At 34.7% G+C, this 14,877-nt stretch carries 13 protein-coding genes; 11 read left to right on the forward strand and 2 right to left on the reverse strand.

The features are described from left to right. The first annotated feature begins 5 nt into the window (after positions 1-5). From recF to NW240_RS07730, 11 genes are all read left to right on the forward strand, one after another. On the forward strand, positions 6-1,115 hold the full coding sequence (gene recF, locus NW240_RS07680; RefSeq protein ID WP_258436960.1) for a DNA replication/repair protein RecF: 1,110 nt from the start codon (positions 6-8) through the stop codon (positions 1,113-1,115). 10 nt (positions 1,116-1,125) lie between these two features. Further along, entirely contained in the window at positions 1,126-3,060 is a 1,935-nt protein-coding gene (gene gyrB / locus NW240_RS07685; RefSeq protein WP_258436961.1) for a DNA topoisomerase (ATP-hydrolyzing) subunit B, read from the forward strand. 24 nt (positions 3,061-3,084) lie between these two features. After that, positions 3,085-5,598, forward strand: coding sequence for a DNA gyrase subunit A (gyrA, locus tag NW240_RS07690; RefSeq protein ID WP_258436962.1), 2,514 nt, complete (start codon positions 3,085-3,087; stop codon positions 5,596-5,598). A 115-nt stretch (positions 5,599-5,713) separates the two neighbouring features. Next, positions 5,714-6,013, forward strand: a complete 300-nt coding sequence (gene rpsF, locus NW240_RS07695) for a 30S ribosomal protein S6 (RefSeq protein WP_258436964.1) — start codon at positions 5,714-5,716, stop codon at positions 6,011-6,013. 36 nt (positions 6,014-6,049) lie between these two features. After that, positions 6,050-6,565, forward strand: a complete 516-nt coding sequence (gene ssb, locus NW240_RS07700) for a single-stranded DNA-binding protein (protein ID WP_258437150.1) — start codon at positions 6,050-6,052, stop codon at positions 6,563-6,565. Between the two features lie 23 nt (positions 6,566-6,588). Continuing rightward, a complete protein-coding gene (gene rpsR, locus NW240_RS07705) occupies positions 6,589-6,822 on the forward strand; it encodes a 30S ribosomal protein S18 (protein ID WP_258436965.1) in 234 nt (77 codons plus the stop codon). A gap of 121 nt (positions 6,823-6,943) precedes the next feature. Next, positions 6,944-8,941, forward strand: a complete 1,998-nt coding sequence (locus NW240_RS07710; RefSeq protein WP_258436966.1) for a DHH family phosphoesterase — start codon at positions 6,944-6,946, stop codon at positions 8,939-8,941. A gap of 2 nt (positions 8,942-8,943) precedes the next feature. Beyond that, positions 8,944-9,396, forward strand: coding sequence for a 50S ribosomal protein L9 (gene rplI / locus NW240_RS07715; protein ID WP_258436968.1), 453 nt, complete (start codon positions 8,944-8,946; stop codon positions 9,394-9,396). Between the two features lie 23 nt (positions 9,397-9,419). Next, on the forward strand, positions 9,420-10,799 hold the full coding sequence (dnaB, locus tag NW240_RS07720) for a replicative DNA helicase (protein ID WP_258436969.1): 1,380 nt from the start codon (positions 9,420-9,422) through the stop codon (positions 10,797-10,799). A gap of 69 nt (positions 10,800-10,868) precedes the next feature. Further along, positions 10,869-11,675, forward strand: coding sequence for a hypothetical protein (locus NW240_RS07725; protein WP_258436970.1), 807 nt, complete (start codon positions 10,869-10,871; stop codon positions 11,673-11,675). A gap of 33 nt (positions 11,676-11,708) precedes the next feature. Continuing rightward, a complete protein-coding gene (locus NW240_RS07730) occupies positions 11,709-12,899 on the forward strand; it encodes an acetyl-CoA C-acetyltransferase (protein ID WP_258436971.1) in 1,191 nt (396 codons plus the stop codon). A 49-nt stretch (positions 12,900-12,948) separates the two neighbouring features. On the opposite strand, the gene NW240_RS07735 is transcribed toward NW240_RS07730, so the two are convergent. Together NW240_RS07735 and NW240_RS07740 are read right to left on the reverse strand one after the other, a co-directional pair. After that, positions 12,949-13,806 carry a cation diffusion facilitator family transporter gene (locus tag NW240_RS07735; RefSeq protein WP_258436972.1) on the reverse strand — a complete coding sequence of 286 codons (858 nt, stop codon included), beginning with the start codon at positions 13,804-13,806 and terminating at the stop codon, positions 12,949-12,951. Between the two features lie 43 nt (positions 13,807-13,849). Next, entirely contained in the window at positions 13,850-14,782 is a 933-nt protein-coding gene (locus tag NW240_RS07740; protein WP_258436973.1) for a C39 family peptidase, read from the reverse strand. Positions 14,783-14,877: the final 95 nt, after the last annotated feature.

Below are 14,877 nucleotides of genomic sequence, written 5' to 3' on the forward strand. Positions count from 1 at the left end.
AGCTTATGAAAATAGAACATTTAAATTTAATAAATTTTAGAAACTATAAAGAGCTATCAATTGATTTTCATGACGGATTAACTATTTTAGCTGGTGAAAATGCCCAAGGAAAAACAAACATCCTTGAGGCCATTTTTTTGTTGTCTTTAGCGAAAAGTCATCGAACCAATCATGACCAAGAAATGATTAGTTGGGAAGAAGATTATGCAAAGATAGCAGGCCAAATAGCGACTAAAAACTCACAATTTCCTTTAGAAATCATACTAAATGATAAAGGTAAGATTGCTAAATACAACCACCTAGACCAAAAGAGGCTCTCCCAATTTATTGGCAAATTAAATGTTATCCTCTTTTCTCCTGAAGATATGCAATTAGTTAAGGGTTCCCCAAGTCTAAGAAGAAAATTTTTAGATACAGAACTCGGTCAAACCCATCCCATCTATCTACAAAATTTATTAGAATATCATCGCGTACTTAAACAAAGAAATATTTATTTAAAGCAAGTACGCGAAAAGCATACTTATGATTCAGTTTATTTAGATATATTAACTGATCAGTTAATCGAAGCTGGAAGTCAAGTGATTAAGTATCGCTTACAATTTGTAAAAGATTTAGAAGCAATCGCTCACCCGATTCATTATGAACTCTCTAATGAGAGGGATAACTTATCAATAATCTATAAGTCATCCTCTTCTAAACTTGATTATGAGAGGATTGATTTTATTAAAGATCAAATGAGTGAATTGTTTAAAAGTACTATTCAAAGGGAAATCGATCAGGGAACTACCTTATATGGACCCCATCGAGATGACTTAATTTTTAATATTAATGGTAATTTAGCTCAGCAATTTGCCTCACAAGGTCAGCAACGAACAGTTGTTTTAAGTTTAAAATTAGCTGAATTGGATTTATTTTATGCAATTGACCAAGATTATCCAGTTCTTTTATTAGATGATGTTCTTTCTGAATTGGACGATCATCGTCAATTTATCTTGATGAGTAAAATCGAAGGAAAAGTTCAAACAATTTTAACCACAGCTAGTATTGAAAATATTCACATTCAAGAGCTTAAAAATTCTTCAATAAGATATATAAGTAAAGGTAAAGTTCAATAGGAGGATAGAAATGGCAGAAAACAATAACAAGCAAAAAATAAATCAACCACAATATGATGCTGAACAAATTCAGGTATTAGAAGGACTGGAAGCTGTCCGCAAGCGACCAGGTATGTATATTGGTTCCACTGCGGGTACTGGACTCCATCATTTAGTTTGGGAAATTGTTGATAATTCCATTGACGAAGCTTTAGCTGGCTATTGTAGTCATATTGAAGTAGTAATAGAAGCAAATGGTTCTATTTCGGTAACGGATGATGGCCGTGGAATACCTATCGATATTCAATCTAAAACAGGTAGACCAGCTGTTGAAACGGTTTACACCGTTTTACATGCAGGTGGTAAGTTTGGTGGTGGCGGTTACAAAGTTTCTGGTGGTCTCCATGGTGTAGGAGCTTCTGTTGTGAATGCTTTATCAAGTGAGCTATCAGTGGAAGTCTCTCGTAATGGTAAAATTCATCAGATTAAGTTTGAAAGAGGAGCCATTGTATCCGAGTTAAAAGTAGTGGGAGAGGCAACGGAAACGGGGACTAAAGTTAATTTTATACCGGATCCGTCAATCTTTACAGAAACAACGGATTTTAAATATGAAATATTGAAAGAGCGTATTCATGAGTTAGCATTCTTAAATAAAGGTTTACGTATTTCTTTACAAGATCGTCGTATGGATCGAGAAGCCTATGATAGTTATTTATTTGATGGTGGAATTAAATCATATGTCTCTTATCTTAATGAAGACAAGGGATTAATTTTTGATGAACCAATTTATATTGAAGGCGAGCAAGATGGTATCGCGGTTGAAATTGCTTTGCAGTATACAGATGCTTACCAATTAAACTTATTGTCTTTTGCTAATAATATCCATACTTATGAAGGTGGAACACACGAATCTGGTTTTAAAACAGCTTTAACACGGGTTATTAATGACTATGGTCGAAAAAATAACTTACTTAAAGATGGCGATGATAACTTATCTGGTGAAGATACTCGTGAAGGGCTGACTGCTGTTATTTCGGTTAAGCATCCAGATCCTCAATTTGAAGGTCAAACTAAGACAAAGTTAGGGAATTCTGAAGTAAGATCTGTAACAGATCGTCTTTTCTCTCAGCATTTTGAAACATTTCTATTAGAAAATCCTAAGGTTGCACGTTTAATTTTAGATAAAGGGATCCTAGCTTCAAAGGCGCGAATGGCTGCTAAGCGAGCTCGAGAAATGACCCGGCGTAAATCAGGTTTAGAAATAGCTAATTTACCTGGTAAATTAGCTGACTGTTCTTCTAAAGAAGCAGAAAAATGCGAACTATTTATTGTCGAGGGAGATTCAGCAGGTGGTTCAGCTAAACAAGGACGTTCGAGAATGTACCAAGCAATTTTACCGATTAGAGGTAAAATCTTAAATGTTGAAAAAGCTTCAATGGAACGTATTTTAAGTAATATGGAAATCCGATCACTATTTACTGCTATGGGTACAGGTTTTGGATCTGAATTCGATGTAACCAAGGCACGCTATCATAAATTGATTATCATGACTGATGCGGATGTTGATGGTGCTCATATTCGAACTCTTTTATTAACACTAATTTTCCGCTATATGCGTCCTTTGATTGATGCGGGATATGTATATATTGCTCTTCCACCTTTGTATAAATTGAAAATTGGAAAAAAAGAGATTTATCTTGATACCCATGAGCAACTGCTTGAATGGGAAAAAGAAAATCCAAATAGTAAATACTCTCTTCAAAGATATAAGGGTCTAGGAGAAATGAATGAAGATCAACTATGGGAAACAACTATGAATCCTGAAAATCGTCGGATGCAGCGAGTGACTGTTGATGATGCAGTAGAAGCAGATGCAGTCATGTCTATGTTGATGGGAGAAGAAGTAGAACCCCGTCGTGTCTTTATTGAAAAAAATGCAGTCTATGTACGTAACTTGGATGTATAGATTTACCATTGAAAGGAGTTAGTCATGACGGAAGATCATTTTGATGTTAGTAAACAATCTTTTGAAGAAATAAATTTACCTGATGAAATGCGTAATTCATTTTTGGACTATGCTATGTCAGTTATTGTTGCCAGAGCTCTACCAGATGTTCGTGATGGATTAAAACCTGTTCATCGTCGTATTTTATATGGTATGAATGAATTAGGTGTTACACCTGATAAACCACATAAGAAATCAGCTAGAATTGTTGGCGATGTTATGGGTAAGTATCACCCTCACGGTGACTCTGCAATATATGAAGCTATGGTAAGGATGGCACAACCCTTCGCATATCGTCAAATGTTAGTCGATGGCCACGGAAACTTTGGTTCAGTCGATGGCGATGGTGCAGCTGCCATGCGTTATACTGAAGCTAGAATGGCCAAAATTACATTGGAAATGTTAAGAGATATCAATAAAGATACTATTGATTTCCAAGAAAACTATTCGCAAGAAGAGAAAGAGCCGGTTGTATTGCCAAGTCGTTTCCCCAACCTTTTAGTTAATGGGGTTTCTGGTATTGCAGTTGGTATGACAACAAATATACCACCGCATAATTTGGAAGAGGTCATTGATGCTCTACAAATTCTTATGCGCAATCCAGAAGCGAATGTAGATGAATTAATGGAGGCTTTGCCAGGTCCTGATTTTCCTACAGGTGGAATTATCGTTGGAAAATCGGGTATTCGTCAAGCTTATCGAACAGGTAAAGGTAAAGTTACAGTTCGTGGTAAAGTTGAAATTGAATACTTTGGCAATAATCAAGACCGTGAGCGAATTATTATTCAAGAATTACCTTACGGTGTCAATAAAGCTAAACTTGTTGAAAGAATTGCTGAATTAGGCCGTGACAAGCGAATTGATGGTATCTCTTATATAGCCGATGAATCGGGTCGCGAAGGCATGCGTATAGTAGTCGAAGCACGTCGAGATGCTTCTGCACATGTTATTTTAAATAATTTATATAAACATACTCCTTTACAGACTAACTTCGGTATCAATATGCTAGCAATCGATTTTGGTGTTCCAAAAATACTGAATTTAAAAGAAATTCTTGAAAAATATTTAGCTCATCAAGTTGAAGTCATTACTCGACGGACTAAATTTGAAAAAAGGAAAGCAGAAGATCGCGCTCACATTTTACAAGGATTACAAAAAGCGTTAGACGTAATTGATGAAATCATCACCATCATACGTTCTTCTCATGATTCAGAAACAGCTAAGCAAGAGTTGATAAGTCGTTTTGATTTTACTCAAATTCAAGCGCAATCTATTTTAGACATGCGTTTGGTTCGTTTAACTGGTTTAGAACGAGAAAAAATTGATGCAGAGCTGAAAGATTTACAAGAATTGATTATTCGTTTAACTGAAATCCTCTCCTCTCAAGAAAGAATTTACGAAATTATTCATGATGAATTAAGAGAAATACTTAAGAAATATAATGATCCAAGAAGAACTGAAATTAAATTAGGCGAAATTCAATCCTTAGAAGATGAAGATTTAATTGATGAGGAAGATATTCTGATTGCATTAACCACTTCTGGCTATATTAAGCGGATGACTGAAGATGAATTCCGTGTTCAAAACCGAGGCGGTCGAGGGGTTAAAGGTATGGGAGTGAGTGAAGAAGACTCCATTCAAAGTTTAGTCTCTGCTTCTACTCATGATACTTTACTATTTTTCACCAACTTCGGTAAGGTTTATCGCGCTAAGGGGTATGACATGCCTCAATACGGTAGGACTTCAAAGGGCTTGCCAATCATTAATCTCTTGAACTTAGATAAAGATGAGTATGTAAGAGATATTGTAAACATTCGTAAAGAAGCTGATGACGAAGATACACATCTGTTGTTTGTTACTAAAAATGGTACGGTGAAACGTACTCTAGTTAGTGAATACTATAACATTCGCACAAATGGTTTAATCGCTATTAAATTAAGAGAAAATGACCAGTTAGTGAATGTATTAATTACTGATGGTCAAAAAGATATTATTATGGGTTCTAATAATGGTTATGCCGTAAGCTTTAACGAAAACGATGTCCGTGATATGGGTCGAACTGCTTCAGGTGTAAGAGGTATGAGACTTCGTTCAGGAGATTATGTTATTGGTGCAGCTATTTTAGATGAAGATAAGCAAGTTCTTGTTGTAACAGAAAATGGTTACAGTAAACGAACTGAAGCTAGCCAATATACTATTAAAAACCGTGGTGGTAAGGGTGTCAAAACTTCTAATATTTCTCAAAAGAGTGGAAAATTAGCAGGTTTAGTGACTGTTGATGGTGATGAAGACCTATTAATTATGACTAATGAAGGCGTCGTCATTCGTGTTCATATTGATTCGATTTCAACAGCTTCAAGAGATACCCTAGGAGTTAAAGTTATTCGCTTAGATGATAATTCCATCGTTGATAAGATAGTTGTCATCGAAAAGAATGAAGAAGAAATAGAAGAAGATGCTTCAGAAATCAATGATTCGGCAGAAAATTTAGAAGAATAGAAAGTTGGCATTGATTTCTTGAAAATAGAGTGATAGAATTATTAAATGTGAGTTAATAGCTTAACAGCTTAACTCCTTGCTCTATGGAGCCATTAGACCAAAAGGAGGTGCAGTCATGAGTCAACCAACTAAATATGAAATCCTTTATATTATTCGTCCAGATATGACCGACGAAGCAAAAAAAGAATTAATTGCTCGTTTTGATCAAATCTTAGTCGATCAAGGAACAGAAGTTGTCGAATCAAAAGACTGGGCTAAGAAACGTTTAGCATACGAAATCAACGATTATCGTGAAGGTATTTACCACTTAATCACTTTAACCGCTGATGATGCTAAAGGGATCAATGAGTTTGATCGTCTTGCACGAATCAACCGTGATATCTTACGCCATATGATTACAAAAGTAGAAGAATAATCAATATGTTTCACGTGAAACACTTGCAGGAGGAAAATTATGAATACCGTACAATTAGTTGGGCGTTTAACCAAGGAAATTGATTTACGTTATACTTCTTCAGGAACTCCAGTTGGAAGTTTTACACTAGCTGTAAATCGCAGTTTTACCAATCAACAAGGTGAACGTGAAGCAGATTTTATTAACTGTGTGATTTGGCGTAAAGCTGCTGAGAATTTAGCTAACTTTACCCGCAAAGGTTCTCAAATAGGAGTTGAAGGACGTATTCAAACAAGAAGTTATGACAATCAGCAAGGTCAGAGAGTTTATGTAACTGAAGTTGTTGTAAGTAACTTCCACCTATTAGAACCAAGATCAGTGACAGAACAACGCCCAGTTTCTGATGGGAATCAATCATACAAACAAACAAATCAAACATCTAATCAATTTCAAGGTCAACCAAATCAGACTAATAACAATGACTTTAGCTTTAATCAAGACTTCAGTCAGAATAATAATCCATTTGGTGACAGTCAAAAGGTAGATATTTCCGAAGATGATCTACCATTTTAGAATAATGTAGAGGAGGAAAATATATGGCTCAACGTCGCGGAGGAAGACGTAGAAAAAAGGTTTGTCATTTCTGTGCTAATCATATCGATTATATTGATTACAAAGATACAGATCTTTTAAAGAGATTTATTTCAGAAAAAGGTAAAATTTTACCTCGTCGTGTGACAGGTACTTGTGCAAAGCACCAACGTACATTGACTAATTCAATTAAACGCGCACGGATCATGGCTTTATTACCATTTACCGTTCAAGAATAATATTTAGCCACCCATCGGGTGGTTTTTTTGTTTCACGTGAAACATTAAGGTGTTATTTAGTTTATAGAACATTCTACTGAAATATGATAAAATAAGTGATATTAAAACTACGAGGTGTGCTGTGTTTAAAAAAATAAAACTAAAAGAATTTTTTAATTACTTTCATTCACTTCAAATCTCTTGGCAAATCTATTCTATTTTATTAATTTATCTAATTCTAATAGGTATAGCTTTTAAATTAGACTGGCGATTAGGTGTATTATTACTAGGCTTTCTCAGTATCATCATTCTATTTTTTACCTTTAACATTAAAGGTTTTATTAAGGATTTAACTAAGATGGCTAGTCATATGTCTGAAAATGCTTCTTTAGCTCAAGAGTATGCCCTATATAATGCTCCAATAGGGGTTATACTCTATGATCAAGAAGAAAGAGTAACCTGGACGAATCCAGCTATAAAAAAGATTTTTGAACAAGATATTATCGGTGAAAAAATTGAAAAAGTAGATGGAAAATTAACACAAATTCTGGGACAAAGTAATATGAGTCAATGGCAGGAAGTGTCTTTAACTAACGGCTATTATCGGGCCTTGCATCATCATGAGTATAAAGCTCTTTATCTTTATGACATCACACAAGATATCGAGATTCAAAAAGCAATTGGTGAATCTATTCTGGTAATGGGGTCTTTATTATTAGATGATTATGATGACCTCCTTTACGCGATGGATGATGAAGCTAGTGCGAAATTTGAGTCCGATTTAATCAGTCGTCTCAATCGATGGGCAGATCACTATCAAATATATTTAAAGCAAACGGATGAGGATCAGTTTCTACTCTTGCTAAATGAAAGCTCATTAAATGAACTCGAAAAAGAAAAGTTTGAATCCATTGAAGCTATTAAAGATTATTACACCAGTCGAAAAATTCCCATATCACTTTCTTTAGCTTTTTCTTATAGTCGTAATACTCAACAAAATATGATTGAAGTTTCTAAGCAGGTTAAATCTAACTTAGATTTAGCGCTAGGTCGTGGCGGAGATCAAGTTGTCATTCGTGAAATAGAAGGAAAAGCAAGGTTTTTTGGAGCAAAGACTAGTTTTACAGAAAACCGTTCGGATATACGCAGCAAAATGTTCTTCCAAGCGCTTAAAAGTACGGTTTTGACTTATGATCGAGTTTTAATTAGTGGGCACCAGTCGCCAGATTTAGATTCAATCGGATCAGCTCTAGCGGTTAGACAAATCGTAAATTCATTCGATAGACAAGCAAGAATTTTGATTGATAGAGATGGGCTTAATCAAGATTTAAAAGGAATAATAAATAGTGAATATTTCGAGAAGTCTAATGAGGAATTTTTCATTGAAAAAGAACATTTGGATGAATTCTTAAATCAAAAAACTCTGTTAATTTTAGTGGATCATCACCGATCAATGATTTCACAAGCTGAGTCAATCTTTTTTGATTACGATATCGTTATTATCGATCACCACCGTCAGGCAGAAGAATTTCCTAAAAATTGTGTACTGAGTTATTTAGAACCTTCTGCTTCATCAGCGGTAGAATTATTGACTGAATACTTTAGTGTGATTGAAGAAAAAGAAAATGCAATAGATGAGATGCTTGCAACGGTTATGTTAGCTGGAATAATTATCGATACCAATCAATTTTCTTTAAGGACTGGCTCTAGAACCTTTGAAGCAGCAGCATATTTAAAATCTATGGGTGCTGATAATATTAAAATTAAGCATCTTCTAAAAGAAAGTTTAGAAAGTATTAAAATTAAGAATCGCTTAATTGAGAATACGGAAATTATCGATTCTATTTATGCGATAACGGTAACTGATGAAGACGTAGTTGTAGACAATGTCTTAGCTTCTCAAACAGCTGATGATTTGTTGGGTATTGATCAAATTGAAGCTTCTTTTGTTATTTATAAACGCCATGAAAATGAAGTGGGCATTTCAGCTAGAAGCTTAGGTGAAATAAATGTTCAAGTTATTATGGAAAAGCTTGGAGGAGGAGGACATTTATCTAACGCAGCCACACAGATAAAAGATCAGACAGTTCATCAAGTAGCAGAACAATTAATTGAGGTAATTAAACATAAGGAGGACTAAAAATGAGAGTAATTTTATTAGAAGATGTTCGTAAGCAAGGTAAAAAGGGTCAAATTATAAATGTTTCAGATGGTTATGCCAATAATTATTTAATTAAGAATGGTTTAGCTAAAGCTGCTGATGCCAAAGCAATGAGTGAATTTAAAGCACAAAAGAAAGCTCAAGAAAAGTTGGAAGCTGAAGAATTGCAAGAAGCGAAAGAATTGAGAGTGGCAATTGAAAAAGAAGAGACAGTTGTCGTTATTACAGCTAAATCAGGAGAAGATGGTCGTCTATTTGGAACCATCCCTTCTAAACAAATTGCGCAAGAATTAAAGAAACAATATGACATTGAAGTAGATAAGCGTAAAATTGATTTAGAAAACAACCTTTCATCCCTAGGTTTCCATAATGTTCCGGTTAAGTTGCATACCGATGTAATGGCAACTATTCGCGTAAAAGTAGAAGCAGTTTAGATAGAAAATAAAGAGGTGAAACGATGGAATTTACGCAAATGAATCAAATGCAAGCACCTCAAAATATTGAAGCAGAAAGATCTGTTCTAGGTGGTCTTTTATTAGAGCCTAAGAAATTAGCTACTGTTCAAACACTTTTACAAGAGCAAGACTTTTATAAAGTAGCTCATCAACAAATATTTGCAGCTATGGAAAGAGTTTTTGATCGCGACAATACTTTAGATCATTTGATGTTGAAAAATCAATTAGATGCCTTAGATCAATTAGAAAATATTGGGGGCTATGAATATATTGTTGAATTGACAGGTTTCACTCCAACCACTGCTAATATTGAAAATTATGCTAGAATTGTTAAAGAAAAATCTATTTTGCGTCAACTCATCCAGGCTTCATCGAAAATTTCACAAGTTGCTTATGATGAAGAAAATGCAGTAGAAGAGATTATTGATCAGAGTGAAAAGTTAATTTTATCAATTGGTGAAGGTTCTCAAAGTAATCGACCTCAAATGATGAGGCAATTGATAGCCGAGGCTTTTGATAATATTGTAAAACTAGCAGAAGAAAAACGTGATGTCGTCGGGCTGCCTACTGGTTACCATGAATTGGATAAATTAACCAGTGGTTTTCAACCCGACCAGTTAGTTATTATTGCTGCAAGACCTTCTGTAGGTAAAACGGCATTTGCTTTAAATATAGCACAGAATGTTGCAACTAAATCTAAGGTTCCAGTTGTAATTTTCTCCCTAGAGATGGGTGCGCTAGACATGGTATATCGGATGATTTGTGCTGAAGGAAGCATTCATGCATCGAATTTACGGACTGGACAGCTGACAGATGATGAATGGAAAAGCTTTACAGTAGCTACGGATATACTAAGAGAGGCTCCTATTTACATTGATGACTCAGCAGGTATACGTGTGTCAGAAATTCGAGCTAAATGTCGTCGTTTGAAACAAGAAAATCCTGATTTAGGTTTAATCGTCATTGACTATTTGCAACTTATTGACGGAAATGGTAGAGAAAACCGCCAACAAGAAGTTTCAGAAATTTCACGTCAGTTAAAGAAACTTTCTAAAGAATTATCAGTTCCAGTAATTGCTCTGTCACAACTTTCTCGTGGTCTTGAACAAAGGCAAAATAAGCGACCTATTTTAAGTGATATTCGAGAGTCGGGTTCGATTGAACAAGATGCAGATATCGTTGCTTTCCTTTACCGTGAGGATTATCACCAGCAAGATGGTGATGAAGATGAAGGACATAAGGACGATTTACCTGATAATACAGTAGAAGTAATAATTGCCAAAAATAGAGCAGGTGCAAGAGACACTGTCAAGCTACTATTTAAAAAAGAATACAACAAGTTTTCGAGTTTATCCTATCAAAAAGAACCTTTTACTGTATAATATAGTAAAAGGTTCTTTTGTCATTTGACACTGACCTATGATTTGAAAGATAGAATATGAGGAGATAGTATGGAAGAATATTTAACAGCTCAGGAATTTGCTGACGAATTGGAAGTTACTCGACAATTAATCTATTATCATGCAAAAAAGATTCCAAATGAAGAGAAAGTTTACAATGATGAGAACAGATTAGTTTTTACAAAAGAACAGCAAATGCTATTAAAATCATTTATGACAGATACGTTTGACACGCCAATAGACGAAAATATCAAAGATAAAGATGAAGTGACAAAGGAAGAAAGTCAACATGATAATGAAAGTATAAAAAATAATCTAGAGGAAGAATTGGCTGAACCCTTAGATCATTTGTCAGAGCTTAAGCGTGATTTTTCTTATGATCCAGAACTAGCTAAACAAATCTCACTTGTACTTGAAAATGAGCGTGACTCAAAAAACGAAAAGACTAGTGAAAGTGATGAAGTAAAGAAAAAAGACTTTTCAAATAATATAGAAAAAAATGTGATATCAGATGATGCAAATGTAAAAGATCAGCAGCAAGCTATTAGAACTTATATTGAAGAGACTGTCAAAGAACAACTTAAAGAAAAATGGCTGAAGGATGAAGAAGAAAGAAACATTCTTGTTAATGAGCTGAAAGAAAAAAATAAACAAATTAATGATTTACTCCAATTAGTCGATCAACAACAAAAGTTAATGCTCTTGACAGAAAAGAAGAATAATCATTTAATAGAGACTATTGAACTTCTGAGAACAGAAGGTAAAGTAGCCCAATCGATGAAGCTCTCGTCGGATGAAAATGATGATAATAACGAGGTAATAAAGTCAAAGTCTTGGCTACAAAGGTTATTTAGTTAATTTTATTCACAGTTAAATATTTAGGAGGAATTTATGAATTTAGAGGAAGTAGTGATTGTTTCAGCAAATCGAACAGCTATAGGAAGATTTGGTGGCAGTTTGAAAGATATTTCGGCAGTAGATATGACCAGTCAGTTACTACAAAAGATGCTTGATAATATCAATCTCGATTCTTCCTTAGTGGACGAAGTTTTCATGGGAAATGTTTTGTCTGCAGGATTAGGTCAAAACGTTGCCCGTCAAATAGCTATTCAATCTGGCATTAGTTTTAAAACACCTGCTACAACTATCAATCAAGTTTGCGGATCCGGAATGAAAGCTGTCATGTTAGCTAGCCAGTCTATTATGACAGGTGAAAATGAAATTGTGGTGGCTGGGGGTTGTGAAAATATGAGTCAAGCTCCGCATATTCTATCAAATCATCGCTGGGGATTTAAGTTAGGCAATGATAGTGTAGTCGACACTTTGGTTTATGATGGTTTAACCGATGCTTTTGAAGGCTATCATATGGGAGTAACTGCTGAGAACTTGGCTGAAAAATATCAAATCAGTCGTGAAGAACAAGATGTCTTTGCTTTAAATAGTCAAAAGAAAGCTGAAAAAGCTTTTTCTTCTGGCCGATTTAAGCAAGAAATTATTCCAATTGTTCAAACTAAACGTGGTCAAGAAGTCATTTTTGCAGAGGATGAAAATATCCGTATGGGTCAAACGTTAACCGATTTAGAAAAATTGAAGCCAGTCTTTAAAAAGAAAGGGACTGTAACTGCAGGTAACTCCTCAACTATTAATGATGGTGCTGCTGTTTTAATCCTAATGTCTAAGCGTAAAGCAGAAGAGTTAGGATTAGAGGCAATGGTAAGTATTCGGTCAATGGGTAAAGCAGGTGTTGAACCCGCTCTAATGGGAACAGGTCCTATACCAGCAAGTCAAAACGCTTTAAAAAATGCCGGCTTAACTATAGAAGATATGGATCTTATTGAAAGTAATGAAGCCTTTGCAGTTCAATCCTTAGTAGTCAATCAAGAACTAGGAATTAAGGATGAAATCATTAATGTTAATGGAGGAGCCATTGCTCTAGGACATCCGATTGGATGTAGTGGAGCGAGAATTCTTGTCACATTGATTCATGAAATGAAGGCTCGTAATGTTGAAAGAGGATTGGCTACCTTATGTATAGGTGGAGGCCAAGGTGATGCGGTCATTGTAGAAAGAGCGCGAGCGTAATTTTGTAATAAATAAAAAGGAAGTTGTCTTTTGACAACTTCCTTTTTATTTATTCATAAGGTTCAACATGGATGTCAACATCTTTAATTTGAAATTCCTTTTGTAAAAGAGCTTCGATTTCTTCTGTTATACAATGTGATTGATAGACGGACATACTCGGCTCTAAAGCAATGGTAACATCTAGATAGATCTGCTGAGTAGCCATCCTTGCGCGAATAGAGTTAATTGCAATTACATCAGGATGTGTAAGAATACATTTTTCATAAGATAATAAATTTTCAGGGTTAAATCCATCCGACAGAGTAAAAGTTGATTCTTTAAAGACTTCAAAGGCGGAAAATATAATGATAATACCCACTGAAATCGAAAGAAAAGTATCGATAATAGGAAACCCCCAACTGACACATAAACTACCTATCAGAGTTGCTATGGAAATGAGTAAGTCACCTTGCATATCTTTAGCAGTAGCTTTTAAACCGATAGAATTTGATTGGATGGCTATTTTTTTTAAATAAGACCTTGTTAAAGTAAGTATTAAGATTGAAAAAAGAGTAGCTAGAAGGACTTGTTGGCTTGTTTGAGAATAGTCTTTAGCAAAGAGTTGACTAATACCTGAAAGAACAACTTGAAAGCCAATCGTAAACATTAGCAAAGAAACAATAAAACTGGATATAATTTCGTATCTTTCATGACCAAATTTATGGTTATGGTCAGCAGGTTTCTTTGCTAAATATAAACCAATCCAAACTGCAGATGAAGAAATAATATCTGATAAGTTATTCAGACCATCTGCTTGTAAGGAACTTGCCTTAAAGATAGAAGCAGTTATTAATTTGACTGTTGCTAGTAATAAATAAATACTGATTCCTATTACTGCACCTTTAGAGGCGAGTTTGTAATTATTCATAAAAATTAAAAGCTCCTAACGGTTTATTGCTATGATCTAAATTTTAATCATTATAAAAAGACCAGTAATTTAATCCTTCATCTAATAGAACTTGCTCATCGATCGGCTGGAAACTATACATTTTTTCAGGATTATCATTGGGGTCATTGACATATACATAGCCAGGTTCATAGCCACGAATGACGATGATATGCCCCACATCAGTAAAAAATCCTGGTTCGACAGATGCAATCACCACTTCCCCTTTTTGCAAAGCTTCCATAGCAGAATAAAAATTATTACCATGATTATAAAAGTTAAATCCATGGTCGGTTGCGTAATCTGAGAATATAGTCCAAGAGGTTCCCTCATTTTCTAAAAAATAATCTCGACCGGACCATTCAAGCACTTCCTCTGGCTCAACCAATCGATTGGATAAATAAGAATATACCATGGCTAAAGATACGATAGCACAACCATTATCACCTAAGGTATCTTGCTGACTAGCCCCATAATTGATATCCGAATAAAGTGGAGACTTTTGTAAAATTAATGGAACATCTAGTTGTAAATATGAATTTTTACTAGCGAAAGAAGGTTGATCAGGGAGAAAGAGAGTTCCTTCTCTTTCAATATTCATCTGGTTATCATTGATAGCTTGTATAATATCCTGTTGAGCACTCATAATGTTTCCATTGTAGTCTGTTACTATGATATCAGCAATTGATTCTTGAACATCTTGAATGGAAGCAGCTTTGGAACCATATTTATTTAATTCAAGAGCCAGCATTTTTTCTTCTTCTGTAGCTGTTTCATTTTTTACACTAGGTAAATTTTTTTCAACTTGTGAGTGGTTGGAAGATATATTTTTCTCAGAGTTTGTATTTTCTTTTGTGGCAATGTGATTTAAATAGAAGGTTAGACTGAGACTTAATAGAATGATTGTGATGGATAAGAAGGCTGCAAGACGATTTATTTTGTCTTGAAATGAATACATAGTTTTCCTCCTCAATGGAGCGTCACTCCGGAAATTCTTGTTCATGATAGCATAAATTATAAGGGAAACCTATTAAAAAACAAAACTGAAAAATT

It is taken from the genome of Facklamia sp. 7083-14-GEN3, from assembly GCF_024742075.1.
In the GTDB taxonomy this organism is placed as follows: domain Bacteria; phylum Bacillota; class Bacilli; order Lactobacillales; family Aerococcaceae; genus Facklamia.